This window comes from Massilia alkalitolerans DSM 17462 (assembly GCF_000427785.1).
In the GTDB taxonomy this organism is placed as follows: Bacteria; Pseudomonadota; Gammaproteobacteria; order Burkholderiales; family Burkholderiaceae_D; genus Telluria; species Telluria alkalitolerans.
This window is the reverse complement of sequence record NZ_ATYR01000027.1, coordinates 13128-38811: the sequence shown is the minus strand read 5'-3', so window position 1 is coordinate 38811 and position 25684 is coordinate 13128. Positions and strand designations below refer to the sequence as shown.

22 protein-coding genes are annotated in these 25684 nt (G+C 66.7%); 14 read left to right on the top strand and 8 right to left on the bottom strand.

Annotated elements, in window-relative coordinates; genetic code table 11:
* A complete protein-coding gene (gene uraH, locus YWC_RS0121370) occupies nucleotides 1–411 on the bottom strand; it encodes a hydroxyisourate hydrolase (RefSeq protein ID WP_027867228.1) in 411 nt (136 codons plus the stop codon).
* A gap of 29 nt (nucleotides 412–440) precedes the next feature.
* Complete coding sequence (locus YWC_RS0121365; RefSeq protein ID WP_027867227.1) at nucleotides 441–932, bottom strand: GlcG/HbpS family heme-binding protein; 492 nt, start codon at nucleotides 930–932, stop codon at nucleotides 441–443.
* A gap of 117 nt (nucleotides 933–1049) precedes the next feature.
* Between YWC_RS0121365 and YWC_RS0121360 the strand changes: the two genes are divergently transcribed.
* The 4 genes from YWC_RS0121360 (at nucleotide 1050) to msrQ (ending at nucleotide 4850) form a co-directional block, all read left to right on the top strand.
* Nucleotides 1050–1736: a heavy metal response regulator transcription factor gene (locus tag YWC_RS0121360; RefSeq protein WP_027867226.1), complete on the top strand. Its 687-nt coding sequence runs from the start codon at nucleotides 1050–1052 to the stop codon at nucleotides 1734–1736.
* Nucleotides 1733–3121: a heavy metal sensor histidine kinase gene (locus tag YWC_RS0121355; RefSeq protein ID WP_027867225.1), complete on the top strand. Its 1389-nt coding sequence runs from the start codon at nucleotides 1733–1735 to the stop codon at nucleotides 3119–3121. The genes YWC_RS0121360 and YWC_RS0121355 overlap by 4 nt, the downstream gene beginning before the upstream one ends.
* 131 nt (nucleotides 3122–3252) lie before the next feature.
* On the top strand, nucleotides 3253–4224 hold the full coding sequence (gene msrP, locus YWC_RS0121350) for a protein-methionine-sulfoxide reductase catalytic subunit MsrP (protein ID WP_027867224.1): 972 nt from the start codon (nucleotides 3253–3255) through the stop codon (nucleotides 4222–4224).
* Nucleotides 4224–4850 (top strand): protein-methionine-sulfoxide reductase heme-binding subunit MsrQ, encoded by a 627-nt coding sequence (msrQ, locus tag YWC_RS0121345; RefSeq protein WP_036215354.1) that lies wholly within the window; start codon nucleotides 4224–4226, stop codon nucleotides 4848–4850. The genes msrP and msrQ overlap by 1 nt, the downstream gene beginning before the upstream one ends.
* A gap of 100 nt (nucleotides 4851–4950) precedes the next feature.
* Here msrQ and lysA read toward each other — a convergent pair whose 3' ends face one another.
* Nucleotides 4951–6228 (bottom strand): diaminopimelate decarboxylase, encoded by a 1278-nt coding sequence (lysA, locus tag YWC_RS0121340; RefSeq protein WP_027867222.1) that lies wholly within the window; start codon nucleotides 6226–6228, stop codon nucleotides 4951–4953.
* 8 nt (nucleotides 6229–6236) lie between these two features.
* Nucleotides 6237–6431: an LPS translocon maturation chaperone LptM gene (lptM, locus tag YWC_RS30235; protein WP_036215351.1), complete on the bottom strand. Its 195-nt coding sequence runs from the start codon at nucleotides 6429–6431 to the stop codon at nucleotides 6237–6239.
* Nucleotides 6432–6472: 41 nt separating this feature from the next.
* Here lptM and cyaY point away from each other — a divergent pair, with 41 nt between their 5' ends.
* The gene (gene cyaY, locus YWC_RS0121335) at nucleotides 6473–6802 is read left to right on the top strand and encodes an iron donor protein CyaY (RefSeq protein WP_027867221.1); all 330 of its coding nucleotides are present in this window, start codon (nucleotides 6473–6475) and stop codon (nucleotides 6800–6802) included.
* A gap of 67 nt (nucleotides 6803–6869) precedes the next feature.
* Here cyaY and YWC_RS0121330 read toward each other — a convergent pair whose 3' ends face one another.
* Nucleotides 6870–9203: a penicillin-binding protein 1A gene (locus tag YWC_RS0121330; RefSeq protein ID WP_027867220.1), complete on the bottom strand. Its 2334-nt coding sequence runs from the start codon at nucleotides 9201–9203 to the stop codon at nucleotides 6870–6872.
* 342 nt (nucleotides 9204–9545) lie between these two features.
* Here YWC_RS0121330 and YWC_RS0121325 point away from each other — a divergent pair, with 342 nt between their 5' ends.
* From YWC_RS0121325 to YWC_RS0121290, 8 genes are all read left to right on the top strand, one after another.
* The gene (locus YWC_RS0121325; RefSeq protein WP_027867219.1) at nucleotides 9546–10610 is read left to right on the top strand and encodes a pilus assembly protein PilM; all 1065 of its coding nucleotides are present in this window, start codon (nucleotides 9546–9548) and stop codon (nucleotides 10608–10610) included.
* A complete protein-coding gene (locus YWC_RS30230; RefSeq protein ID WP_036215347.1) occupies nucleotides 10610–11239 on the top strand; it encodes a PilN domain-containing protein in 630 nt (209 codons plus the stop codon). Before YWC_RS0121325 ends, YWC_RS30230 begins: the two co-directional genes overlap by 1 nt.
* A complete protein-coding gene (locus YWC_RS0121315; protein ID WP_027867218.1) occupies nucleotides 11236–11901 on the top strand; it encodes a type IV pilus inner membrane component PilO in 666 nt (221 codons plus the stop codon). The genes YWC_RS30230 and YWC_RS0121315 overlap by 4 nt, the downstream gene beginning before the upstream one ends.
* Nucleotides 11898–12446: a pilus assembly protein PilP gene (locus YWC_RS0121310; protein ID WP_084416520.1), complete on the top strand. Its 549-nt coding sequence runs from the start codon at nucleotides 11898–11900 to the stop codon at nucleotides 12444–12446. The genes YWC_RS0121315 and YWC_RS0121310 overlap by 4 nt, the downstream gene beginning before the upstream one ends.
* Before the next feature lie 8 nt (nucleotides 12447–12454).
* Nucleotides 12455–14653, top strand: coding sequence for a type IV pilus secretin PilQ (locus YWC_RS0121305; RefSeq protein ID WP_036215375.1), 2199 nt, complete (start codon nucleotides 12455–12457; stop codon nucleotides 14651–14653).
* 39 nt (nucleotides 14654–14692) lie between these two features.
* Entirely contained in the window at nucleotides 14693–16654 is a 1962-nt protein-coding gene (locus YWC_RS0121300) for an Ig-like domain-containing protein (protein WP_027867215.1), read from the top strand.
* A gap of 123 nt (nucleotides 16655–16777) precedes the next feature.
* Nucleotides 16778–18421, top strand: a complete 1644-nt coding sequence (gene aroKB / locus YWC_RS0121295) for a bifunctional shikimate kinase/3-dehydroquinate synthase AroKB (protein ID WP_036215371.1) — start codon at nucleotides 16778–16780, stop codon at nucleotides 18419–18421.
* 5 nt (nucleotides 18422–18426) lie between these two features.
* Entirely contained in the window at nucleotides 18427–19560 is a 1134-nt protein-coding gene (locus YWC_RS0121290; protein WP_027867213.1) for a deoxyguanosinetriphosphate triphosphohydrolase, read from the top strand.
* A 183-nt stretch (nucleotides 19561–19743) separates the two neighbouring features.
* Here the strand turns inward: YWC_RS0121290 and mutY are convergent, their stop codons facing one another.
* From mutY to mutM, 3 genes are all read right to left on the bottom strand, one after another.
* A complete protein-coding gene (gene mutY / locus YWC_RS0121285) occupies nucleotides 19744–20847 on the bottom strand; it encodes an A/G-specific adenine glycosylase (protein WP_027867212.1) in 1104 nt (367 codons plus the stop codon).
* Entirely contained in the window at nucleotides 20844–22751 is a 1908-nt protein-coding gene (locus YWC_RS0121280; protein WP_027867211.1) for a dynamin family protein, read from the bottom strand. Before YWC_RS0121280 ends, mutY begins: the two co-directional genes overlap by 4 nt.
* Nucleotides 22752–22878: 127 nt before the next feature.
* The gene (gene mutM, locus YWC_RS0121275; protein ID WP_027867210.1) at nucleotides 22879–23712 is read right to left on the bottom strand and encodes a bifunctional DNA-formamidopyrimidine glycosylase/DNA-(apurinic or apyrimidinic site) lyase; all 834 of its coding nucleotides are present in this window, start codon (nucleotides 23710–23712) and stop codon (nucleotides 22879–22881) included.
* A 114-nt stretch (nucleotides 23713–23826) separates the two neighbouring features.
* Here mutM and YWC_RS0121270 point away from each other — a divergent pair, with 114 nt between their 5' ends.
* Nucleotides 23827–25674, top strand: a complete 1848-nt coding sequence (locus YWC_RS0121270; protein ID WP_027867209.1) for a tetratricopeptide repeat protein — start codon at nucleotides 23827–23829, stop codon at nucleotides 25672–25674.
* Nucleotides 25675–25684 lie beyond the last annotated feature (10 nt).

The window sequence follows — 25684 nt, the reverse complement described above, 5'->3', positions numbered from 1 at the left end:
TTAGTTGCCCCGGTAGGTCGAGTAGCCGAAGGGGCTCAGCAGCAGGGGCACATGGTAGTGCTGGGCCGGCGCATTCACGGTGAACTCGACCGGAATCTGCGGGAAGAAGCTGGCCTGTCCCTTGCGCTTGTAGTGTTCGCCGGTCTTGAACACGATGCGGTAGTCGGCCGGCTTCATCGGCGTGTCTTCCGGATACAGGGCAGGGATGCGTCCCTGCGCGTTGGTGATGCCGCGCGCCAGTTCGCGCCACCCGCTGCCTGCGCGCTGTTCCAGCGTAACCTCGATGCCTGCGGTGGGTTGGCCGCTCTGCAGGTCGAGCACGTGCACGCTGAGCGGATTCTGTGCGGCGCTTGCCGCGAGGCTGGCGAAGCCCAGCAGGCTGGCAAGGGCGAGTCGGTGGATGGTTTGCATGGCGTTCTCCTAAGTTAAGGCAAAAATAGTCAAGGGATGGGTTGGTCGAGCTCGGGCACGGCGCCGATGGCGCGCTCCGCGCAGGCATGGTCGTTCTGCGGCCCGCCGCCACCGGCCACGCCGATGGCGCCGACGACCTGCTTCTGCGCCAGCAGCGGTACGCCCCCGCCGAGCAGCAGGAGTTCGGGCAGGGTGGCCAGGTTGCGCGTGTCAGGAGTGGCCTGCGCGTCGCGCGCCAGCAGCAGCGTCGGCTTGCGCGTCGACAGCGCGGTATAGGCCTTGCGCCGGCTGGCCTCGGTGTTGTGCGGGCCGACGCCGTCGTCGCGCTGCAGGGTCACAAGGTTGCCGCCCTGGTCGACCACGGCCACGACGATCGCGCGGCCTTCACTGCGGCAGGACTGGATGGCGCGCTCCGCCAGGCGCTTGGCCGCTTCCAGGCCGAGTGCCGGCTGCTGGCGCAGCTGTGCGCCGGCCGGCGCTGCGGCCAGCGCAGCGAGAAGCATGATGAGATTTCTGGACATGGTCTTCCTTCGACATGGGATGGCCGCCATCTTGTCATGCGCCCGGCGACGCCAGGCTGACCGCCAGATGACAGTTTCGTCATGTTTGGACGCATCCCTTCGGCATAGAATGCGGTCATGAGCATCCTTGTGATCGAAGACGAGCCGAAGACCGGCGATTACCTCCAGCGCGGCCTGGCCGAGTCGGGCTTCGCGGTGCGGCTCGCGCGCAATGGCCGCGACGGCCTGGCCATCGCCCGCGAGGAAGAGATCGAGCTGGTGGTGCTGGACGTGATGCTGCCGCGCATGGATGGCTGGCAGGTGCTCGCCGCCCTGCGCGCCGACCCGGCTACCGAACAGATCCCGGTGCTGTTCCTGACGGCGCGCGACGAGGTCGAAGACCGCGTGCGCGGGCTGGAACTGGGCGCCGACGACTACCTGGTCAAGCCTTTCGCGTTTGTCGAGCTGGTGGCGCGCATCCGCACCCTGCTGCGGCGCGGACCGGTGCGCGAGGAAGAACTGATCCGCATCGCCGACCTCGAGATCGACGTGCTGCGCCGCCGCGTGCGGCGCGGCGCCGAGACCATCGCGCTCACGGCCCAGGAGTTCGCGCTGCTGCACCTGCTGGCGCGGCGCCAGGGCCAGGTGCTGTCGCGCGCCCTGATCGCGTCCCAGGTCTGGGACATGAATTTCGACAGCGATACCAACGTCATCGATGCCGCCGTGCGCCGCCTGCGGCGCAAGATCGACGACCCCTTCACGCAGAAACTGATCCATACCCGGCGCGGCATGGGCTACGTCTGCGAGGCGCAGGCCCCGGCATGAAACCCTCCTGGCGCGATTCCCTGACCCTGCGCGTGACGCTCGCCTTCGTGCTGATCGTCGCGCTTACCGCGGCGGGCCTGGGCATCTACCTGTACCGCGCCTTCGTGGCCGAGATCGCGCGCCGCGACGACCTGCAATTGCTGGGCAAGCTGCGCCAGGTGCAGGTCGTGCTCGGCCGTCCGGGTGCGGCCGAACTGCTGGCGGCACAGCCCGATTTTTTCCGCGACACCATGAGCGGCCAGGAGAACTCGCTGGTGCGCATCGTCGCGCCGAGCGGCGCGGTGCTGGCCGACATCAACCCGCGTGGCGAACGCTATCCCGTGCCGCCGGAGGCCGGGCCGGCGCCGGGCCGGGACGCCATCGCCGCCTGGACGGCGCAGGACGGCACGCCCGGCCGGGTGGTCGCGGGCAGCGCCCGCCTGGGCGCGAACGGGGTGACGGTGGTGGTGGCGCGCGCCTATGCCGAACGCACCGCCATGTTCGCGCGCTACCGCGCCCGTATCCTGGCCGCCTGCGCGGTCGGCGCCCTGCTGGCTGCCGCGCTGGCGGCCCTGATGCTGCGCCGCGGCCTGCGTCCCCTGCGCACGGTCGCCGAGCATGCGGCGCTCATCAAGCCGGGCACGCTGGCGCAACGCCTCGACATCGGCGCCGCGCCGTCCGAGCTGCGGCCGCTGATCGATGCTTTCAACGCCATGCTGCAACGCCTGCAGGACGGCTATGCGCGCCTGTCCGGCTTCTCGGCCGACCTGGCGCACGAGTTCAGGACGCCGGTGACGAACATGATCGGGCAAAGCCAGGTCGCGCTCGGGCAGGGCCGCAGCCGCGAAGAATACGAAACCCTGCTGGCCTCGAACATCGAGGAGCTTGAGCGCCTGGCGCGCATGATCGAGAGCATGCTGTTCCTCGCCCGCGCCGGCCAGGACGAAGTGGTACTGGCGCGCCAACCGCTGGTGGCGCTGGACGAACTGGAGCGGGTGGCGGATTTCTTCGAAGGCATGGCCGAGGAACGCGGCCTGCGCCTGCGCTGCAGCGGGGAAGGGCGCTTCGCCGCCGATCCGGCGCTGGTGCGGCGGGCACTGGCCAACCTGGTCTCGAACGCGGTGCGCCATGCGGAGGCGGGCAGCACCATCACGCTGCATGCCGAACCGCGCCCCGGCATGCTGGAGCTGAGCGTGAGCAACGTGGGCGCGGCGATTCCACGCGAGCACCTGGACCATTTGTTCGACCGCTTCTACCGCGCCGACAGCGCCCGCAGCGATGCGGAAGGCTCGACGGGACTGGGCCTGTCCATCGTCAGCGCCATCTTGAACCTGCACGGCGGCAAAGCGATCGTGCAGTCGAACGGTCCCGACACCCGTTTCATCCTCGCCTTTCCCACCGGGTAGGGCGCCGGGCGGGGCCTGACGCGCTTTTGTCCAGCGTGCCGGGCCCCATCCTTGCCGGACGGCAGCCGGCGCTAACGTGCGCCCAAGCCGTCTGGTGTAACCTGAAGTCTCTCTCTGTAGCGGAGTCAGCCATGCTTTTCAAACGCAGTCCGAACGGGATCGACCTCCCGTATCCGTCCGAGATCACGCCGCGCGAAGTCTACGAAGGCCGGCGCCAGTTCATCGCCCGTATCGCCGCCACGGCAGCCGTGGGCAGCGGTATCTGGGAGATGGCCAACCGCGAGGCCTTCGCACAAGGCGTGAAGCTCGCCGCCACCCGCAACGCGGCCCTGTCGACGCAGGAACAGCAGACCTCGTTCAAGGACGCCAGCTCGTACAACAACTTCTACGAATTCGGCACCGACAAGGGTGACCCGGTCGAGAACGCGCACAGCCTGCGCACCCGGCCGTGGACGGTGACGATCGAGGGCGAGGTGAAAAAGCCGGTCACGCTCGACATCGACCGCATCCTCAAGCTGGCGCCGCTGGAAGAGCGCGTCTACCGCCTGCGCTGCGTCGAGGGCTGGTCGATGGTGATTCCCTGGGTCGGCTATTCGCTGTCGAACCTGCTCAAGCAGGTCGAGCCGACGGCCAATGCCAAGTACGTCGAGTTCACCACCCTGGCCGACCGCAAGCAGATGCCGGGCCTGCGCAGCGGCGTGCTCGACTGGCCCTATGTGGAAGGCCTGCGCATGGACGAGGCCATGCATCCGCTCACGCTGCTCACCGTGGGCATGTACGGCCAGGTGCTGCCGAACCAGAACGGCGCGCCGGTGCGCCTGATCGTGCCCTGGAAGTACGGCTTCAAGTCGGCCAAGTCGATCGTCCGGATCCGCCTGGTGAGCCGCCAGCCGCGCACCGCCTGGAACGATTCGGCGCCGAGCGAATACGGTTTTTATTCGAACGTGAACCCGAACGTGGACCACCCGCGCTGGTCGCAGGCCACCGAGCGCCGCATCGGCGAGGACGGTTTCTTCCAGCGCAAGCGCAAGACCCTGATGTTCAACGGCTATGACCAGGTCGCCTCGCTGTACAGCGGCATGGACCTGAAGAAGTTCTACTGATGGCGTTCACTCCGTCCAACAAGCAGGTCGGCACGATCAAGGCGGTGGTGTTCGTGCTGGCGCTGCTGCCTTTTCTGCGCATGGCCTGGCTGGTATTCCAGGGCGTGCCGGTCGAGCCGCTCGAATTCCTCACGCGCGGCACCGGCGACTGGACCCTGTACTTCCTGTGCATCACGCTGGCCGTGACCCCGCTGCGCCGCTTCACGGGCTGGAACTGGGTAGTGCGGCTGCGGCGCATGCTGGGGCTGTTCGCCTTCTTCTACGCGCTGCTGCACTTCACCTGCTTCTTCTGGTTCGATCACTTCTTCGACGTCGCAGGGATGCTCAAGGACGTCGTGAAACGGCCCTTCATCACGGTGGGCTTCATCGCCTTCGTGCTGCTGATTCCGCTGGCGGCGACCAGCACCAATGCGATGATCAGGCGGCTGGGCGGCAAGCGCTGGCAGTGGCTGCACCGCCTGATCTACGTGGTGGCGCCGCTGGGCATCCTGCATTTCTGGTGGATGAAGGCGGGGAAGAACGACTTCCAGGAGCCGATCATTTTTGGTGTGATCGTGGCGGCGCTGCTGGGATTGCGCGTGTACTGGAGCGCGGCGAAGAAAACGCAGAAAGCCGCAGTAACGTAGGGTGGACGGCTTCGCCGTCCGCGCGTCCAGCTAGATTATGCGTTACCACAGCGCGGCCGTGAGTTGAACGCGCGGACGGCAGAGCCGTCCACCCTACGAATTACTTCAACATTGACTCAAGGGCGAACAGATCGGCCGGATTCTCGCGCTGGCGGATCACGTGCACCTGGTCGCCGTCGACGATCACCTCGGCTGCGCGGCCGCGGGTGTTGTAGTTCGAGGCCATGGTCATGCCGTAGGCGCCGGCGGTCATGATCGCCAGCAGGTCGCCCGGCTCGACGGCGAGATCGCGCTCGCGCGCCAGCCAGTCGCCCGATTCGCACACCGGACCCACCACGTCATAGGTCAGCTTGGCGCCTTCGCGCGGGCTGACCGGCTGCACGCCCATCCAGGCCTGGTACAGGGTCGGACGCATCAGGTCGTTCATGGCCGCGTCGACGATGGCGAAGTTCTTTTCCACGCCCGGCTTGAGGTATTCGATCTTGGTCAGCAGCACGCCGGTATCGGCCACGATCGAGCGGCCCGGCTCGAAGATCACCTTGACCGGCTTGCCATCGTATTTCTCGGCGCGCCAGGCGTCGATGCGGGCGAACAGGCGGCCCAGGTAGTCGCCCACCGGCACCGGCGGCTTGTCGCCTTCGGCGCCGTAGTTCACGCCCAGGCCGCCGCCGATGTCGAGGTGGTGCAGCACGATGCCTTCACCGGCCAGGGTGTCGATCAGCTCGATCAGCTTGTCCAGCGCTTCCAGCAGCGGGGCGTCGTCCAGCAGCTGCGAGCCGATGTGGCAGTCGATGCCGACCACGTCCAGGTTCGGCAGCGAGGCCGCGGTACGGTAGGTGTCCAGGGCATCGTCGAAGGCCACGCCGAACTTGTTGGCCTTCAGGCCGGTGGCAATGTAGGGGTGGGTCTTGGCGTCCACGTTCGGGTTCACGCGCAGCGACACCGGCGCGCGCTTGCCCATGCTGCCGGCCACCTCGTTGAGGCGGTGCAGTTCCGGGATGGATTCGACGTTGAAGCACAGGATGCCTTTTTCCAGCGCCAGCTGCATTTCCTCAACGGTCTTGCCGACGCCCGAGAAGATGGTCTTGCCCGGGTCGCCGCCGGCGGCGATCACGCGCAGCAGCTCGCCGCCCGAGACGATGTCGAAGCCGGCGCCTTCGCGGTTCAGGAGGTCGAGGATGGCCAGGTTCGAGTTGGCCTTCATCGCGTAGCACACCAGTGCGTCACGGCCCTTGCAGGCATCGGAATAGGCGCGGAAGTTTTCCAGCAGCGCCGACTTCGAATAGACATAGGTCGGCGTGCCGAATTGTTCGGCGATGGCGGGCAGGGCGACGCTGTCGGCGTGCAGGACGCCGTTCTGGTACTGGAAGTGCGACATGGATAAGCTTACTTGGTTGGGGCCGGGGTGGAGGCGTTATTCGACGGAACTGGCTGGGCTGGCTGCGCATTGGCCTCGGCAACGCTGGCTGCGGAGGGCTTGGCCGGCGGGTTCGGCATGTAGAGCGGACCCGTCTGGCCGCAGCCGGCGAGGAGCACGGCCACCAGGCCGGCACCGGAAAGACGTGCGATGGTGGAGTTCACGATTAGAATGGGGGTTTGATTAGCGAACTTTGGAGTGTAGCATGACCGAATCCGAATTTTTGGCGCTGGCCGAAAGCACCCTTGACCGCATCGAGGCCTGCCTCGACAAGCTGAACGACGACGACGTGGTCGACGTCGAGTGCAAGCGCAGCGGCAACGTGCTGGAAGTCGAATTCCTGGACAACGCGTCGAAGATCATCATCAACAGCCAGGCGCCGCTGCAGGAAATGTGGGTGGCGGCGCGCTCGGGCGGCTACCACTACAAGCGCGTCGGCGACCAGTGGCGCAATACCCGCGACGATACCGAGCTGTTCGCCTCGCTGTCGCAGTACGTGACGGAGCAGGGTGGGGCGCCCGTTTCGATGGGATGATTTCCTTGCGGCAGACGTAAAAATGGCGACCCGCGGGTCGCCATTTTTTTTACCATTCGGTCAAAAATCAGAACAACTCGTTCCTGACCGCGTCGCGCTGCTTCTGCTCGGCCGGTGCCGGCGGCGGGCCGACGTCCAGCGTCGCGACACCGGTGCCCGGCGGCATCTCGGCATAGTAGTACTCGCCGTTGGCCAGGATCAGCCCTGGCGGCACGTCGCGCTCGACGTTTTCCTCGCCTTTCAAGGCCTTGCCCATGTAGTTGATCCAGATCGGCAGGGCCAGGCCGCCGCCGGTCTCGCGGTTGCCGAGGTTCTTCGGCTGGTCGTAGCCGATCCAGGCCACGCCCACCAGCTTCGGGTTGTAGCCGGCAAACCAGGCGTCGACCGAATCGTTGGTGGTGCCGGTCTTGCCGGCGAGGTCGGTGCGCTTGAGCGCCATGGCCTTGGTCGCGGTACCGTAGCGCACCACGTCCTTGAGCATGCTGTCGACCAGGAAGGCGTTGCGCGCATCGATCACGCGGTTGGCCTCGACGCCGGCGCGCTCCGGACGCGCTTCGGACAGCACCTTGCCGTCGCTGTCGGTCACCTTCGAGATGATGTAGGGGCTGATGCGGTAGCCGCCGTTGGCGAACACGGCGTAGGCGCCGGCCATCTGCAGCGGCGTGGTCGAGCCGGCGCCCAGGGCCAGCGTCAGGTAGGCCGGGTTGCGCTCGGCGTCGAAGCCGAAGCGGGTCGCGAACTCCTGGCCGTAGCGCGCGCCGATCTTGTTCAGGATGCGGATCGAGACCATGTTCTTCGACTGCGTCAGGCCGCGCCGCATGGTGATCGGGCCTTCGTAGCGGTTGTCGTAGTTCTTCGGCACCCAGGCCTGGCCGCCGGTCTGGCCGGCGTCAAAACTGATCGGGGCATCGTTGACGATGGTCGCCGGCGACAGGCCGCGCTCGAGCGAGGCCGAATAGATGAAGGGCTTGAACGAGGAGCCCGGCTGGCGCCAGGCCTGCGTGACGTGGTTGAACTTGTTGCGGTTGAAGTCGAAGCCGCCCACCAGCGCGCGGATCGCGCCGTCCTCGGTGCTGGTCGCAACGAAGGCCGATTCCACTTCCGGCATCTGGGTGATGACCCATTTCGACTCGTCGTCCTGCATCACGCGGATTACCGCGCCGCGGCGCAGGCGGCGGTTCGGCGCCGCCTTCTCCGACAGCCAGGCCCTGGCGAAGGACAGGCCCGGGCCGGTCATCTTGATGGTCTCGCCCGAGGCGATGGTGGCGGTCACCTCGGTCGGCGAGGCCTTCAGCACGATGGCGGCGACGATGTTGTCGCTGTCCGGATGCTCGGCCAGCTCGGCCTCGATGGCTTCCTCGGCCTCGCCCTTGCTGCTGGGGATGTCGATATACGATTCCGGGCCGCGGTAGGGGTGGCGGCGCTCGTATTCCATCACGCCGCGGCGCACCGCCAGGTAGGCCGCGTCCTGGTCGGCCTTGGTGATGGTGGTGAACACGTTCAGGCCGCGGGTGTAGGTGTCTTCCTTGAACTGCTCGTAGACCAGCTGGCGCGCCATTTCGGCCACGTACTCGGCGTGCACGCCGAAGGCGGTGCTGTCGGTCTTGATCGTGAGCCGCTCGTTCTTGGCCTGCGCGTACTGGGCTTCGGTGATGTAGCCGAGATCGCGCATGCGCTGCAGGATGTACTGCTGGCGGGTCTTGGCGCGGGTCGGGTTGACCACCGGGTTATACGCAGATGGCGCCTTCGGCAGGCCGGCCAGCATCGCGGCTTCGGCCACGCTGATGTCGCGCAGGTCCTTGCCGAAGTAGATCTGGGCCGCCGACTGGAAGCCGAAGGCGCGCTGGCCCAGGTAGATCTGGTTCATGTAGAGCTCGAGGATCTGGTCCTTGGAGAGGTTCTTCTCGATCTTCCAGGCCAGCATCGCCTCGTAGGCCTTGCGCTTGAAGGTCTGCTCGGACGACAGGAAGAAGTTGCGCGCCACCTGCTGGGTGATGGTCGAGGCGCCCTGGCGGGTGCTGCTGGTGGCGTTGCGGAACACCGCGCGCAGGATGCCCCAGTAGTCGATGCCGCTGTGCTCGTAGAAGCGGTCGTCCTCGATCGACAGCACCGCCTTCTTCATGACGTCCGGGATGTCCTTGAAACGCACCAGGGTGCGGCGCTCCTCGCCGAATTCGCCGATCAGGACGTTATCGGCGGTGAAGATCCGCAGCGGCATCTTGGGCCGGTAGTCGGTGATGGTGTCGAGCGCGGGCAGGTTCGGGTAGGCCATCGCAAGCGCGAACACGAGCACCAGCACGCCGATGGCGGCCAGGCCGGTGAGGGCCCCGAAGGCCATCAGGATCAGGCGCTTGGGGCTGTACTTCGAGGAGCCCGATTTGGGCGATTGTTTCTCTTTCATGCTGGTTTTTACTCCCTTGAACCGTCCCATTATAAGTCAGGGCTTTCGGAGCTGACACACGGACTGCTGAGTCAGAACTTAAGCCTAAGCAAGCGGAACAATGGCAAGCCGGAAACGGTCGTGGCAGGGGTGATAACACTCTGCGCCAGAGTGTGGCGCGCACGCGCCGGATTGATGTGTTCCCTCATAGAAATATCTTGTCTGGGTGCATCCTTTTAAGTACGATCTAACGCGGTGCCTCATAAATATGCACCAACTCATTGAGTCAACAGGACATACCCCCCAGCGGGCGTTCAATACAAGTCCTGCGTCACGCAGGAAGGGCAGTCGAGGAGTACGCTCGTGATCAATCTAGGTTCCTTGTTCGGGAAATCGATTCCGCCGCTGGCCGGGCTCGATATCAGCACGTCGGGCGTCCGCCTGGTCGAGCTGGAAGACGCCGGCAAGGGTGAACTGCGCCTGGCGCGCTATGCCGCCGAACCGTTGCCGCGTGGCGCGGTCGTGGACGGCAACATCGACAATATCGACCAGGTGGCCGAGGCGGTGCGCCGCGTCTGGAAGAAAAGCGGCACCCGGGCCAGGAACGTTGCGCTGGGCATGCCGCCGGCTGCGGTCATCACCAAGAAGATCATCCTGCCGGCCGGCATGTCGGAAGACCAGCTGGAAGTGCAGGTGGAGTCGGAGGCCAGCCAGTACATCCCCTTTGCGCTGGACGAGGTGAGCCTCGACTTCGACGTGATCGGCCAGGCGCCGAACTCGCACGAAGACATGGAAGTCATGCTGGCTGCCGCACGCCGCGAGAAGGTCGAAGATCGCGTCGCGATCGCAGAAGCAGCAGGCCTGCTTGCCACCGTGATGGACATCGAGTCCTACGCCGCGCGCGCCGCGCTGGACCGTGTTGCCGGCGCCAAGCCGGGGCAGATCGTCGCCCTGTTCCAGATCGGCTCCCAGGCCACCCATGTGTCGGTGCTGCAGGATGGCGACACCATCTACGAGCGCGAGCAGCCCTTCGGCGGCCACCAGCTCACCCAGGATGTCGTGCGCGCCTACGGTTTGTCGTACGAGGAAGCGGAAACCCGCAAGCGCGCCAACGACCTGCCCGAGAACTACCGCGCCGACCTGCTCGCGCCTTTCCTGGAAAGCGCCGCGCTGGAAGTCACGCGCGCGATCCAGTTCTTCTTCACGTCCACGCCCTATACCCGGATCGACCAGCTCTACCTGGCCGGCGGCTGCGCTGCGCTGCCCGGCCTGCTCGAACTGATCGGCAGCCGCACCCGCATCCCGAGCAGCATCGTAGCGCCTTTCGAAGGCATGTCTTACGGTCCGCTGGTGCGCGAACAGCAGCTGCGCCAGGAAGGCGCGGCCTACCTGGTCGCCTGCGGCCTGGCCCTGCGGAGGTTCGGCTGATGATCCGCATTAACCTGTTACCCCACCGCGAGGCCAGGCGCAAGCAGAAGCAGGCGGCGTTCGTGGCGATGCTGGCGGCGGGCGGCGTCGCCGGCGCCGCCGTGGTGCTGCTGGTCGGCGCCTGGAACGCCAGCCGCATCTCGGTCCAGAACGAACGCAACCTGGTGCTCAAGCAGGCCAGCGCGGAGCTGGACAAGAAGATCGGCCAGATCAAGACCCTGAAGGAAGAAATCGAAGCCCTGAAGGCGCGCCAGCAGGCGGTCGAGGACCTGCAGAGCGACCGCAACCAGCCGGTCTACGTGCTCGACGAACTGGTTCGCCGTACGCCGGAAGGCGTGTACCTGAAGTCCTTCCGCCAGGTTGGCCAGAAGGTGACGCTGAACGGTTACGCCCAGTCGCAGGAACGGGTCGCCGAACTGCTGCGCAACGTGTCCGGCGCCTCGCCCTGGCTGGAGCGTCCGAACCTGACCGAAGTGAAAGTCGCTGCGCTGGACAAGAGCAAGACGGGCCGCAAGGTCGTCGAGTTCCAGATGGACGTCGGAATCAAGCGCCTGCGCGAACAGGATGCGGAAGCGAAGCCGGCGGCCGGCGCCACACAACAGCTTGCGAAGGCGGCGGGCACACCATGAACATCGACATCAAGAATCTCGGCGCCGAGCTCGCCGCGCAGTTCCAGGACCTGCAGGGCCGCCAGCCCGGGCAATGGCCGCTGGCCCCGCGCCTGCTGTGCGCGGCCGGTGTGATGGCGGCCGTCATTGGCCTCGGCTATTTCTTCTACTGGAGCGACCAGTTCCAGGAGCAGGAAAGGCTCGCCGCCCAGGAAGCCAGCCTGCGCGACGAATACAAGATCAAGATGGCCCAGGCCATCAACCTCGACGCCTTGCAGGCCCAGAAGGCCCAGGTCGACCAGTACGTGGCCCGCCTCGAGAAGCAACTGCCGAGCAAGTCGGAAATGGCGGACCTGCTGTCCGACATCAACCAGGCCGGCGTCGGCCGCGGCCTGCAGTTCGAGCTGTTCAAGCCGGGCCAGGAAGTGATCCGCGACTACTACGCCGAACTGCCGATCGACATCAAGGTGAGCGGCAAGTACAACGATGTCGGCGCCTTCGCCGCCGACATGGCCCACCTGCCGCGCATCGTCACGCTCAACAACATGATCCTGACGACGCGCGACGGCGCTCTGCAGCTGGAAGCGGTGGCCAAGACCTTCCGCTACCTCGACGCCGACGAGATCGGCGCGCAGAAGAAGGCGCGCAAGAACAAGAAGGTCAAGCAAGGAGCGGCGAAATGACGCGCAAGCTGATGCAGATCGTCTGCGCGTTCGGCACGGCAGCCCTGCTTGCAGGCTGCGGCGACGGCGACGTGCAGGAAGTGCGCGACTGGATGAAGCAGGTCGAGCGCGAGACCGTGCCGGCGGTGAAGCCGCTGCCGGAACCGAAGGAATTCGTCCCCTACGCCTACAACCCGGGCGAAGCGGTCGAGCCCTTCAGCGAGGCCAAGCTGCTGGGTGAGATAGCGCGGATTGCGGCGACCAGCACCAATCCGCTGCAGCCGGACGAAACCCGGCCGCGCGAGGTGCTCGAGCATTACCCGCTCGACGTCATGCGCATGGTCGGCACCCTGCAGAAGGGCGGCGCCAGCTACGCGCTGGTGCAGATCGACGCGCAGATCTATCGGGTCAAGGCGGGCGAGCGCATCGGACAGAATCACGGGTTGGTCACGCGCATCAGCGAAGGCGCGATCGACATCAGGGAAACAGTGCAGGACGCCACCGGCGACTGGGTCGAGCGCAAGGCGACGATCGAGCTGGCGGAAAGCAAGGAGACCGGGAAATGAGCCCAGGCATGAACACGCAAACCATTCGCACCTTCCGCATCACTGTGCCGGCCTGGCTGGCGCGCTGCGGCGCTGCTGTCCTGATGACGCTTGCCGCGGGCGCCGCCGCGGCCCAGGCTCAGTTGCCCGCGAATGCCATCGAATCGATCACGGCCAACCAGCAGGGGGGCAACGTGGTCCTGAACATCGCCATGCGCGAAGCGCCGGCCAAGGCGCCGATCGGTTTCTCGATCACCAATCCTGCGCGCATCGCGCTGGACTTCGGCGCCACCAGCAACGCAACCGGCAAGACGTCGCAGGACATCAACCTCGGCGACGTGCGCAGCCTGAACGTGGTGCAGGCCGGCGCGCGCACCCGCCTGGTGCTGAACATGGCGCGTGCGCTGAACTATGCCACCGCCGTCGACGGCAAGTCGGTGATCGTCACCGTCGAAGGCTCGGGCGGCGTGGCCCAGGCCGTGAATGCTTCGGGCATGCCGGTCGCGTCGAGCGCGCCCGTCGCCGCTGGCGCAAAGCAACTGCTGCGCGACCTCGACTTCCGCCGCGGCAGCAACGGCGAAGGCCGTGTCGTGGTCGACCTGCCGAACGGCCAGGTCGGCGTCGACGTGCGCCAGGCCGGCAACCAGGTGATCGTCGACTTCCTGCGCACCGGCCTGCCGGAGACGCTGCGCCGCCGCCTCGACGTGACCGACTTCGGCACGCCGGTGTCGCGCATCACCACCGCGGCCCAGGGCGAGAACGTGCGCATGACCATCGACGCCCAAGGAGCATGGGAACAGTCGGTATACCAGAGCGACACCCAGCTGATCGTCGACGTGCGTCCGGTCAAGGAAGACCCGAACCGACCGGGCGGCAACGCTAGCGGCTACCGCGGCGAGAAGCTGTCCTTCAACTTCCAGAACGTCGAAGTGCGCGCCGCGCTGCAGGCGATTGCCGACATCTCGGGCCTGAACATCATCACCAGCGATTCCGTCACCGGCAACCTGACTTTGCGCCTGCGCGACGTGCCCTGGGACCATGCACTCGACGTGGTCCTGCAGGCCAAGGGCCTGGACATGCGCAAGAACGGCAACGTGCTGTGGATCGCGCCGCGCGAGGAACTGCTGACCAAGGAAAAGCTCGAGCTCGAGCAGCGCGCCCAGATCGCCGACCTCGAGCCGCTGCGCTCCGAGATCTTCCAGCTGAACTACCAGAAGGTCGAGGCCTTCCGCACCGTGTTCGGCCTGGATCCGGACGGCGGTGCTTCCGCCGACACCAGCAACCGGAACCGCGTGCTGTCCAAGCGCGGCAGCGCCATCATCGACCCGCGCACCAACCAGCTGTTCGTGACCGACATCGCCTCCAAGATCGAGGACATCCGCAAGCTGATCCAGAAGACCGACGTCGCCTCCAAGCAGGTGCTGATCGAGGCGCGCCTGGTGGAAGCGAACGACGGCTTCTCGCGCAACCTCGGCGCCAAGCTGGGTTTCAACGACATGCGCGCCCTGCGCGGTGGCAACCAGGGTTATGGAATTGGCGGCAATAACCGGATCGCTATCGGCGGCAACCTGACCGGCGTCGGCCAGGACACCCTGCAGACGCCGGACAAGGGCGACGCTTATACCAACACCACGATGGTGAACCTGCCGGCGGCGGGAATCAACGGCATCAATCCGTCGAGCATCGCCTTTTCGCTGTTCTCGTCGGCCGACAACCGCTTCCTGAACCTGGAGCTGTCGGCGCTGGAAGCAGACGGCAAGGGCAAGATCATCTCGAGCCCGCGCGTGGTCACCGAAGACAAGCAGGTCGCCGTGATCGAGCAGGGCGTCGAGCTGCCGTTCCAGGTCGCCACCAGCAGCGGCGCGACCTCGATCACCTTCAAGAAAGCCAACCTGCGCCTCGAAGTGACGCCGCAGATCACCCCGGACGGCAACGTCGTGCTCGACGTCGACGTCAACAAGGATTCGAAGGGCGAGGAAACCCGCGCCGGCCCGGCGATCAATACGCAGCACGTGAAGACCAAGGTCATGGTCGAGAACGGCGGCACGGTGGTGCTGGGCGGTATCTACCAGCAGACCGAACGCAACAACGAAAGCAAGGTCCCGCTGCTGGGCGACGTGCCGGTGCTCGGCTACCTGTTCAAGACGACCGGCCGCGAAAGCACCAAGACCGAACTGCTGGTGTTCATCACGCCGAAGATCGTGACCGACGCGGCGGCGGGACGCTGAACCGCAAACCCCATCAATAATCAAAACAACGAGCGTCACATGAAAGAGAAAAACAACTACGTACGCGGCAGCCTGGCGCTGCTGCTGGCGGCAGCGCTGTCGGCCTGCGGCGGCGGCGGCGGCAACCCGGGCACGACGGGCGGCAGCGGCAGCGGCTCGGGTGGTACGGGCGGCAGCCCGACGACCCCGGCGGTACCGGCCACGCCAACGGTCGCTGTCAGCTTCGTCAACGCGGGCGGCCAGGCCAGCAATTCGCTGAGCGGCGCCACGCCGCTGACGGTACGCGCGCTGGTGCGCGACCAGGCCGGGCAACCGGTGGCGAATGCGCTGGTCTCGTTTGCCACCGATCCCCAGCTGGCGGTGTTCTCGCCGACGGCCGGCACCAGCCTGACCGACGCCACCGGCGTTGCCACCGTGACGCTGCGCGCCGCCAGCCTGTCGGCCAACGGCGCGGGCAAGGTAACGGCGACGACTGTCGTTGGCGGCGCCACGGTGACCAGCGAAAGCAATTATTCGGTCGGCGCCACCGCGCTCACGCTCAGTGACCTGAGCCTGACGAAGACGAGCATCGCGGCTTACGACTCGACCGAGGTGTCGGTGAATGTGCTGGCCAACGGCGCGCTGTACACGGCCCAATCGGTCAATGTGCGCTTCAGCTCGGCCTGTGCCATCGCCGGCAAGGCCACACTGGCGGTGAGCGCCCCGACCAACAATGGCTTGGCCAAGGTCGTCTACCGGGACATGGGCTGCGGCAACGACGACACCATCACCGCATCGGCCGATGGCGTCACCGGCTCCAAGAGCGTCACGCTCAAGATCGCAGCGCCGCAGGCGGCATCAGTGCAGTTCGTGTCGGCCTCGCCGCTGGAAAAATCGATCGTGATTCGTGGCCAGGGCGGCATCAACCGCACCGAGACCGCGACCCTGCGCTACCGCGTGTTCGATATCTTCGACCGCCCGCTGGTGGGCCAGCGCGTCGTGTTCTCGGTGCTTCCGGCGAATGCGGTCGAGCTCAACAAGAAAGAGGACACCACGGACCAGAACGGCGAAATCATCACGACGGTCAATTCGCTCAGCACCCCGACCACTTTCCGCGTCCAGGCTACCCTGCCGAATACGGCCAGCGGCGGCCGTCCGGACATCTCCACCCTGTCCGACTCCATCGTCGTGACCACCGGCCTGCCGGTGCAGCGTGCGATGTCGCTGAGCACCACCGTGACCAACGTCGAAGGCTGGCGCATCGACAGCGGCACGACCACGCCGGCCAGCGTGGTCAGCATCCTGCTGGCCGACCAGTCGGGCAACCCGGTCGCGGACGGCACGCCGATCGTGTTCCAGACCAATCTCGGCGCAATCGGTTCCGCGGACAAGGGCGGCTGCACCACCGTCAACGGCGGCTGCTCGGTGAATTTCCGCACCCAGAACCCACGCGTCGCATTGCCGAATACCCCGGCCACCCCATGCAACACGGGCGCCGGCGCCACTCCCGACAGCACCCGCCCGGGCCTGGCGACGATCTGCGCCAGCACCACTGACGGTGTCAACACGCAGTTCGCCAAGACTGCGATCTTCTTTAGCGGCAGCTACGCCGACAACATCTTCATGAACGGCGCGACTACGCCGCTGCCGAACCGGACGGTGGAAATTGGCCCGGTCCCGTCGGCCGATCCGCTCGTCTTCACGCTGCAGCTGAACGACCTGAATCTGAATCCGCTGCCGGCTGGCTCGACGGTTCAGGTGACCGGTCTGGCTAACGCCACCGTGGTTGGCGTGGTCCCGGCAACCGTGCCGAACATCCAGCCGCACAATACGAGCGGCAAGGATGATCACACCGGCAATAACGTCATGGGGCCCCAGGGCTCGACCCACCGCTTTACTATCCGCAGCACCGCGCCCGAACCTTGCGTCGCCAGCAGCGTCGGGACTTTCGACGTGACCGTCACCACGCCGACGGGCGCGACCACGTCGATTCCGTTCAGGGTCGCGTTCAGCTGCCCGTGATTGTTTGAAGGTTCCGGTTTGACGCAAAATGAGGTGGCCAGTCTATACTGGCCGTCTTTTTTCATTTCTGCGGACCTGGCAGTGCCTCATCCCAAGAACAACAACATCTTCCTGGTCGGCCTGATGGGGGCGGGAAAGACCACCATCGGCCGCCAGCTGGCGCGCAAGCTCGGCATGCGCTTCGTCGATTCCGACCACGAGATCGAAGCGCGCACCGGGGCTTCGATTCCCTGGATCTTCGAGATCGAGGGCGAGGCCAGTTTCCGGCGGCGCGAAGCGGACATGATCCGCGAGCTGAGCGCGCAGGACGGCCTGGTGCTGGCCACCGGCGGCGGCGCCGTGCTGAACTCCGCCAGCCGCGCGCTGCTGGCCGAGCGCGGCACCGTGGTCTACCTGCGCGCCTCGATCGGCAGCATCCTGCAGCGCACCGCGCACGACAAGAACCGCCCGCTGCTGCAGACCGCCGACCCGCGCGCCAAACTCGAGGAACTGCTGGCCCAGCGCGACCCGCTGTACCGCGAGATCGCGGACCTCGTCATCGATACCGGCCGACCTAACGTACAATCGATGGTACAGATCATTTTGGACCAGCTCGCCGCGCAGGATGCCGCTTATGCGTCCGCCCGCGCGCGCCGGCTGGCAAGCGACCCGATGAACGCAATGAACCAAGCGGCACCCACCATCCTCAACGTCGAACTGGGCGAGCGCAGCTACCCGATCACGATCGGCCCCCGCCTGCTGGACGACGGCGCGCTGCTGGCGCGCCACATCGACGGCGGCAAGGCCGCCATCGTCACCAACACCACCGTCGCGCCGCTGTACCTGGCGCGCGTCGCCGGCGCCCTGCGCGCGGCCGGCCGCGAAGTGGTCGAGATCATCCTGCCGGACGGCGAGGAGCACAAGAACTGGCAATCGTTGAACCTGGTGTTCGACGCGCTGCTCCAGCATAAGTGCGACCGCAAGACCACCGTGGTGGCGCTGGGCGGCGGCGTGATCGGCGACCTGGCCGGCTTCGCAGCAAGCAGCTACATGCGCGGCGTGCCCTTCGTGCAGGTGCCGACCACGCTGCTGTCGCAGGTCGATTCCTCGGTGGGCGGCAAGACCGGCATCAACCACCCGCTCGGCAAGAACATGATCGGCGCGTTCTACCAGCCGCGCGCCGTGATCGCCGACACCGCCACCCTCGACACCCTGCCGTCGCGTGAACTGGCGGCCGGCCTGGCCGAGGTGATCAAGCACGGCGCCATCCTCGATGCCGCCTACTTCGACTGGATCGAGGCCAACATCGCCCGTTTGGTGGCGCGCGAGCCGGAAGCGATGGCCTATGCGATCGCGCGTTCCTGCGAGATCAAGGCGGAAGTCGTGCGCAAGGACGAGCGCGAAGGCGGCCTGCGCGCGGTGCTGAACTTCGGCCATACCTTCGGCCACGCGATCGAGGCCGGCCTCGGCTTCGGCACCTGGCTGCATGGCGAAGCCGTCGGCTGCGGCATGGTGATGGCGGCCGACCTGTCGGCGCGCCTCGGCCTGATCGACGCGGCGACCGTGGAGCGCGTGCGCAAGCTGGTGCAGGCGGCCGGCCTGCCGACCGTGGCGCCCGACCTCGGCCTTGATCGCTGGATCGAGCTGATGGCGGTGGACAAGAAGAACGAGGGCGGGGAGATCAAGTTCATCCTGCTCAAGCCCCTGGGCAGCCCGTCGATCACGACTGTGCCGCCGGAGATCCTGCGGGCAACATTGGCCAACTGCGTGGCCGCCTGCCAGGAGTAAGCGCCATGGACTTCGACGCACGCCTTGCCCCTTATGCAGCCCATTCGTCGAAGTCGCGCGGCCGGACCCACATCGAGCCGCCGGCAGGGTCGCGCAGCGAGTTCCAGCGCGACCGCGACCGCATCATTCACTCGACCGCCTTCCGCCGGCTCGAGTACAAGACCCAGGTCTTCCTGAACCACGAGGGCGACCTGTTCCGCACCCGGCTCACGCACAGCATCGAAGTGGCCCAGATCGGCCGCACGCTGGCGCGCAGCCTGGGGCTGAACGAAGACCTGGTCGAAGCCACCGCGCTGGCGCACGACCTCGGCCACACGCCTTTCGGCCATGTGGGCCAGGACGTGCTCAACGAGTGCATGAAGGACTTCGGCGGCTTCGAGCACAACCTGCAGAGCCTGCGCGTGGTGGACGAGCTGGAAGAGCACTACGGCGCCTTCAACGGCCTCAACCTCACCTTCGAAACCCGCGAGGGCATCCTCAAGCACTGCTCGCTGGCGAACGCCCGCCAGCTGGGCGAGCTCGGGCGCCGTTTCATGGAGCGCAGCCAGCCCAGCCTGGAAGCGCAGCTGACCAACCTGGCCGACGAGATCGCCTACAACAACCACGACATCGACGACGGCCTGCGTTCCGGCCTGCTCACGATGGCGCAGATGGAAGAAGTGGAGCTGTTCGCGCGCCACCGCCATACGGTGGAAACCCAGTATCCGGGCCTGCCGGGACGGCGCGCGCTGTACGAGACGATCCGCCTGATGATCACGGCGATGACGGCCGACCTGGTCGAAACGTCAAGGGCCTTGCTGGAGGAAGCGGCGCCGAAGGACATCGACGACGTGCGCGCCTCGCCGCCCTTGATCCGCTTCTCGCCGCAGATGCGCGCGGAGACCACGGCGCTGAAACGCTTCCTGTACGCGAATCTGTACCGGCACTTCCAGGTGAACCGCATGCGCGTGAAAGCCAGCCGCATCGTGCGCGAGCTGTTCGAGGCCTTCCTGACCGACCCGGTGCTGCTGCCGAACGATTACCAGGTGGAAGGGGATCCGATGCGGCAAGCGAGAAAAATTGCGGATTACATTGCGGGGATGACGGACCGGTATGCGATCCGTGAGCATCGCAGGATTTTTTCGCTCGATCACTTCTGACCTTACCGTCGGTCGTTAGCTTATGAACCGTCGTTCCGGCGAAGGCCGGAACCCAAGTTCGTTGCGCCGCGTTGGCGGGTGCACGCAAGCGTTAGCGGTCCACGAAAGAAATTGGATCCCGGCCTTCGCCGGGATGACGGTCTCACTGCTAACAGTGGAATGAATGCAGTGGGGAGCTGGCGATCAACCAAACAACCCCGGCTGTCCCAGCTCCTGCAGCAGCTTCTTGACCGGCGCCGGCAGCGGCGCCTCGCCGATCGCGTGCAGATCCCACCACAGGTGCCTGCCGGTCGCTCCGCCCCGTGCATCCAGCGTCACCTGCCACGGCGCGATATGCAGCTTGTAGTGGGTGAACACATGCACCAGCGGCCTGAGCGCTTGCACCTCGTCAACGGTCCCGAACTGCGCCGCGGCGGCGGCCACCTCAAGTGACGAAACGGCGTCGATATCCACCCCAAGGTGCCCGTCAACCTCCGGCAGCGACATCAGCCCGCCCCAGATCCCGGTCCCCGGGCGCTGCTCCAGCAGCACCTGTCCGCGGTCGATCACCACCAGCAGCGCGGCGCGCTTTTCCGGCGTGGCCTTCTTCGGCTTGCGTACCGGGAGTTCCGCCGTGCGCCCGGTCGCGTAGGCGACGCAGCGTGCCTGCAGCGGGCAGCGCGGGCAATCCGGGCGGCTGCGCGTGCACAGCGTCGCGCCCAGGTCCATCAGGCCCTGCGTGTACGACTCGATCCCTTCCGCCGGCAGCAGCGCATCTGCACGCCGCCACAGCGCATCCTCGACCCGCTTCTCGCCCGGGTACTGGTCAATGCCGAACACCCGCGCGAACACGCGCTTGACGTTGCCGTCCAGGATCGCGGCGCGCGCGCCGGCTGAAAACGCGGCGATCGCCGCGGCGGTCGAGCGGCCGATGCCGGGCAGCTCGGCCAGCAGCGCCGGGTCGCTCGGGAACACGCCGCCGTAGTCCTGCACCACGCGCTTGGCGCAGGCGTGCAGGTTGCGCGCCCGGGTGTAGTAACCCAGGCCGCTCCAGTGCGCCATCACGGCATCAACCGGCGCGTCGGCCAGCGCCTGCACGGTCGGGAAGCGCTCCAGGAAGCGCGCGTAGTAGCCGAGCACTGCCGCCACCTGGGTCTGCTGCAGCATGATCTCGGACAGCCAGATGCGATAAGCGTCGGTGGTGTTCTGCCACGGCAGGGTGTGGCGGCCGTGGCTGCGCTGCCAGTTGATCACCGCTTGTGAAAAGGTCGGGTCGGCCAGCTGGTCGAATTCGGTGAGGCGTTTCATGCTGCTTGTTTCTCCAATACTGCGGCGAGCTGCTCGGCCATGCCTGCCAGCTGCGCGCGGGTGCCGTCCCAGGCCTGCTGGCTGCTCTCGAATGCGGCGATCTTCTGTTCCAGGCTGTCGGTGGCGTCATGGATGCGCTGGATCGAGGCCTGGCGGTGGCGCAGCCCGTCGCGGTGCTGGCGAATCGCCGTCTCGAGCGGGGCCATGATCACCTTCAGCCAGGCTTCGGCATCGGTGTTGGCGGCGCGGAAGACGTGGCGCACGCGCGAGGCGATCGAGTCGAAGAAGCGCTCGAGCAGGGTGGCGCGGCTGGTCATGAGCAGGGTGGCGGTGCCGAACTGCTTCAGGAACAGCGCTTCCACCTCATCGATCTCGCGCCGGTAGCGATCGAGCGACAGCGACATCGGGCTGCTCAGGGACAGGCCATGCTCGGCCGAGAACTTGCGGACCATGCTGTCCATCATGGCGCCGATTTCGCCGACCTTGCCCGATGACGCCTCCAGGTTGGAGCGCATCGCCTCGAAATAGCTGCGCACCGGCGCCCGCATGCCGGTCGCGAAGCGCGCCGCCTGCATGGCTGCGCGCACAGCAATGGTGTGCTCCTGCACGGCGTCCATGCCCAGCGTCGAGTACAGCTCGGTCGACAGGCGCGCGAATACCGCGCGCGTGCCCTGCAGCTTGAACAGGCTGGCGTCGAATTCCTTCTTTTCCAGCTCGACGCGGCGCATCATGTGGGCGATCACGCCCTGGTTCTTGCCGCGCAGGCTTTTCAGTTCCTGCAACTGCTCGACCAGGTCGCGCATGCGCGCCGCGCCTAGCGCCCGCTGGCCGGTGGCCAACTGCTCGAGGTCTGCGCGCAGCTGGCCCGCGATGATGGCGCGGCGTGCCGGGACCAGGTCGTGGAACAGCGCGGCTTCCAGCAGGCCCAGGCGGCTCTTTTCGAACAGGGCCATGTCGCCGTTGATCTTGCCGACCAGGGCCTTCTGCGCCGACACCGGGTACACGCGTGCGGCATCCAGGCCGAGCAGCTGGGCGGCATCGTGCTGCTGGCGTGCGATCTCGGCCTCGTTTTCCTTCGGCGAGCGCAGTTCGTCCCACATGGCGTCGATCTTGTTCAGCACCGCCAGGCGGCCCGGCCCGGCGCCGATGTGGGTGCGCCAGACGTCGATGTCGCTCCTGGTCACGCCGGTGTCGGCGGCCAGCACGAACAGCACCGCGTGCGCGTTCGGGATCAGCTTGAGGGTCAGCTCGGGCTCGGTGCCGATCGCGTTCAGGCCGGGCGTGTCGAGGATCACCAGGCCCTGTTTCAACAGCGGGTGGGGGAGGTTGATGATGGCGTGGCGCCATTGTGGGATCTCGACCGTGTCGTCGGCCCCCAGGCTGGAAGCCAGGTCCGGGTCTTCCGGATCCCACAGGCCGTATTCCTGCGCCTCGAGAGAGGGGACGCGGCGTGTCTGGCTCACCTGGCGGAAGGCCTCCGTCATGCGCTCCGGGGCGTCCAGTTCGAGCGGCAGCACGGTCCAGGCAGCGGCGTCCTCACGGAAATCGCTGGTGGACAGGTGCCCGCGCCGGGTCTCGATCGGCAGCAGGCGGATGCAGGGCGGCAGCGCCGGGTCGTACAGCAGCTCGGTCGGGCACATGGTGGTGCGCCCGGCGCTGGACGGCAGGATGCGCTGGCCGTAGTCGGCGAAGAAGATCGCGTTGATCAGCTCGGTCTTCCCGCGCGAGAACTCGGCAACAAAAGCCACCGACAGGCGGTCGTCGCGCAGGCGCGCCAGGGCGCGCGCGAGCTGCTGCTCGCCGGCGCCGTCGATCAGCGCGGCCTCGCGCAGCGCGGCGCCATAGCCTTCCAGCTGCTGCGCGACGGCGGTGCGCCAGGCGCCATACTGTTGAAAATCCTGCATGTATCTAAGCTCGTTTTGTAGGGTGGTCGGCTTGCCGACCGCGCGTTCAAGCAGTGGACGCGTTAAGGCAATGCATGCCGAAGTTGGACGCGCGGTCGGCGAAGCCGACCACCCTACGAACTACGGTTCATCGCTGGCACTGCACGCAGTAGAAGGTTGAACGCTGGCCCTGCTTGATCTGGCGGACCGGCGACCCACAGTTGCGGCAGGGCACTCCAGCACGATCATAGACGAAATATGTCTGCTGGAAATACCCAGATTGCCCGTTTACCGCAATAAAGTCGCGCAGCGTACTGCCGCCCTGCACGATGGCAGCCGCCAGGATGTCCTTGATGGCCTCGGCCAGGCGGTCGTAGCGGGCGCGGCTGATGCGCGCGGCCGGCGTCTTCGGGTTGATCCCGGCGCGGAACAGGCTTTCGCAGGCGTAGATGTTGCCGACGCCGACCACGATGTCGCCTGCCAGCAGCACCTGCTTGATCGGCGCATTGCGCTTGCGCGTCTCGCGCCACAGGAGTTCGCCCGAAAAGCCCTCGCCCAGCGGCTCCACGCCGAGCCCGCGCAGCAGCAGGTGTTCTTCGAGCTCGCCCTCGTCCTTGCCGTGCCAGAGCACGGCGCCGAAACGGCGCGGGTCGTGCAGGCGCAGCACCTGCCGTCCCTCCGGACCGTTCACCACCAGGTCGAAGTGGTCGTGCTTGCGCGGCTCGATCCCGGGCGGCAGCACGCGCAGGTGGCCGGACATGCCGAGGTGGACGATCAGGGTGCCGTGCTCGAATTCGATCAGCAGGTACTTGCCGCGGCGGCCGGTGGCAATGATGCGGCGTCCGGCCAGCAGCTCGGACAAGCCGGGCGGGAAGGGCCAGCGCAGGCCTTCGCGGCGCAAGACCGCCCCCTCGACGACGCGGCCTTCGATATGGGGCGCGACACCGCGCCGGGTGACTTCTACTTCTGGCAGTTCAGGCATGGGGTAAGGGGAGTGGTGTAAATTCTTAGGCAGCCATTAAGTAAACGCGCTGCAGTGCACGCGGGCGCATGCTTGAGCGTAGAATCAGAGACAACATCTCAGAATGGAATTGCCTTGAAAAACGCTTTCGTCATTGTAACCCTCTCCAGCATCCTGGCGGCGTGCGCTGTCGCGCCCGGACAGCAAACCGCACAGCAGGCCGCGCCCGGGGCCGCAAGCGCCACCTCGGACACGCCGCTGGCCGACGCCGAGGCGCAGTCCGGTGACGCCGACACCGCGCAGGCGGACGACGAGGAGGAGGCGGAGGCGAAAGCACGGGCCGAGGTGGAAGCGCGGCTGCCGAAAATCGAGCTGACCAGCAGCATGCTGAACCAGTTACTTAAGGCCGAGTTTGCATTCCGCAAGGGCGACTGGCAGGGGCCGTATCTCACCATGCTGTCGCTGGCCCAGCAGACGCGCGACCCGCGCCTGGCGCGCCGCGCGGCCGAAATGGCGGTGGCCGCGCGCCAGTCCGACGACACCCTGGCCGCCGTGCGCCTGTGGCGCGAGCTCGACCCGCAGTCGGACGAGGCAACCCAGTACTTCGTCGGCATGGTGGTCACCTCGGACAATATCGCCGACGTCGAACCGATCTTCGTGGAGCGCCTGAAAGAAGCGCCTGCGGACAAGCGCGGCGTGCTGCTGTTCCAGATCCAGCAACTGCTTGGCCGCGCCAAGGACAAGGACGCGGCCAATGCGATGCTCGAGCGCGTCATCGCTCCCTACAACGACACGTTCGAAGCGCACATCGTGCGCGCCCAGGCGGCCCTGGTTCGCGGCGACCGGGAAGCGGCCCAGCGCGCAGCCCAGGCGGCACTGAGCGTCAAGCCGGATTCCGAAATCGCGGTGCTCATGATGGCCCAGGTCATCGGGGACGACGCGAAGATCGCCCCGATGCTGGAAGCCTTCCTGAAGACCCATCCGGAGGCGCGCGAGGTGCGCGCCGCGCACGCCCGGGTACTGGTCAACCAGAAGCAGTACCCGCAGGCGCGCGCCCAGTTCGAGACCCTGCTCAAGGGACGCCCGGACGATGCCGGCAACCTGTACGCGCTGGGCGTGCTGGCCACCCAGATGAACGACGCCAGGGCCGCCGAAGGCTATTTCACCCGCTTCGTCGAGGTGCTCGGCCGCAATCCGGAAGACGAGCGCGACCCGACCCGGGCGCTGCTGATCCTGGCCCAGATCGCGGAAGAGCGCGGCGATGTCCCGGGCGCGCTGGCCTGGCTCGACAAGGTGCCCGCCGGCACCGACCCGCAGCTGCTGTTCAGCGCCCAGCTGCGCCGCGCCCAATTGATGGCCAGGCAGGGCGACCTGGCGGGCGGGCGCAAGCTGCTGGCGGGCCTCAAGCCCATCGAGCCGGCGCAGCAGGCCCAGGTAGCGGTGGCCGAAGTGCAGCTGCTGCGCGATGCCGGCCGCCTGCTGGAAGCCTATTCGCTGATGGAAGCCGCCGCCAAGCGCTTCCCGAAGAACCCGGACCTGCTGTACGACTTCGCCCTGCTGGCCGAAAAGGTCGGCCGCGTCGAGGTGATGGAAAAGCTGCTGCGCGAAGTGATGGCGCTGGCGCCGGACAACCACCATGCCTACAACGCCCTCGGCTATTCGCTGGCCGAACGCAATGTCCGCCTGCAGGAAGCCTACACCCTGATCGCCAGGGCGCTCGAGATGGCGCCGGGCGACCCCTTCATCATGGACAGCATGGGCTGGGTCCAGTACCGCCTGGGCAAGCTGGACGAGGCCGAGAAGTACCTGCGCAATGCCTATGCGCTGCGGCGCGACCCGGAAATCGCCGTGCACCTGGGCGAGGTGCTGTTCCAGAAGGGACAGCAGGCCGCCGCGCAGGAGTTGTGGCGCGAGGCGCGCGCCAAGGACCCGCAGAACGACACCCTGCGCAGCACGCTGGCGCGCCTGCGCCAGAGCTTGTGAAATAATCCAC

Excerpts from the sequence above, each read along its gene's own strand:
- uraH (WP_027867228.1), bottom strand. The coding sequence starts at position 411 with ATGCAAACCATCCACCGACTCGCCCTTGCCAGCCTGCTGGGCTTCGCC.
- YWC_RS0121365 (WP_027867227.1), bottom strand. The coding sequence starts at position 932 with ATGTCCAGAAATCTCATCATGCTTCTCGCTGCGCTGGCCGCAGCGCCG.
- YWC_RS0121360 (WP_027867226.1), top strand. The coding sequence starts at position 1,050 with ATGAGCATCCTTGTGATCGAAGACGAGCCGAAGACCGGCGATTACCTC.
- YWC_RS0121355 (WP_027867225.1), top strand. The coding sequence starts at position 1,733 with ATGAAACCCTCCTGGCGCGATTCCCTGACCCTGCGCGTGACGCTCGCC.
- msrP (WP_027867224.1), top strand. The coding sequence starts at position 3,253 with ATGCTTTTCAAACGCAGTCCGAACGGGATCGACCTCCCGTATCCGTCC.
- msrQ (WP_036215354.1), top strand. The coding sequence starts at position 4,224 with ATGGCGTTCACTCCGTCCAACAAGCAGGTCGGCACGATCAAGGCGGTG.
- lysA (WP_027867222.1), bottom strand. The coding sequence starts at position 6,228 with ATGTCGCACTTCCAGTACCAGAACGGCGTCCTGCACGCCGACAGCGTC.
- cyaY (WP_027867221.1), top strand. The coding sequence starts at position 6,473 with ATGACCGAATCCGAATTTTTGGCGCTGGCCGAAAGCACCCTTGACCGC.
- YWC_RS0121330 (WP_027867220.1), bottom strand. The coding sequence starts at position 9,203 with ATGAAAGAGAAACAATCGCCCAAATCGGGCTCCTCGAAGTACAGCCCC.
- YWC_RS30230 (WP_036215347.1), top strand. The coding sequence starts at position 10,610 with ATGATCCGCATTAACCTGTTACCCCACCGCGAGGCCAGGCGCAAGCAG.
- YWC_RS0121315 (WP_027867218.1), top strand. The coding sequence starts at position 11,236 with ATGAACATCGACATCAAGAATCTCGGCGCCGAGCTCGCCGCGCAGTTC.
- YWC_RS0121310 (WP_084416520.1), top strand. The coding sequence starts at position 11,898 with ATGACGCGCAAGCTGATGCAGATCGTCTGCGCGTTCGGCACGGCAGCC.
- YWC_RS0121305 (WP_036215375.1), top strand. The coding sequence starts at position 12,455 with ATGAACACGCAAACCATTCGCACCTTCCGCATCACTGTGCCGGCCTGG.
- YWC_RS0121300 (WP_027867215.1), top strand. The coding sequence starts at position 14,693 with ATGAAAGAGAAAAACAACTACGTACGCGGCAGCCTGGCGCTGCTGCTG.
- aroKB (WP_036215371.1), top strand. The coding sequence starts at position 16,778 with ATGGGGGCGGGAAAGACCACCATCGGCCGCCAGCTGGCGCGCAAGCTC.
- YWC_RS0121290 (WP_027867213.1), top strand. The coding sequence starts at position 18,427 with ATGGACTTCGACGCACGCCTTGCCCCTTATGCAGCCCATTCGTCGAAG.
- mutY (WP_027867212.1), bottom strand. The coding sequence starts at position 20,847 with ATGAAACGCCTCACCGAATTCGACCAGCTGGCCGACCCGACCTTTTCA.
- YWC_RS0121280 (WP_027867211.1), bottom strand. The coding sequence starts at position 22,751 with ATGCAGGATTTTCAACAGTATGGCGCCTGGCGCACCGCCGTCGCGCAG.
- mutM (WP_027867210.1), bottom strand. The coding sequence starts at position 23,712 with ATGCCTGAACTGCCAGAAGTAGAAGTCACCCGGCGCGGTGTCGCGCCC.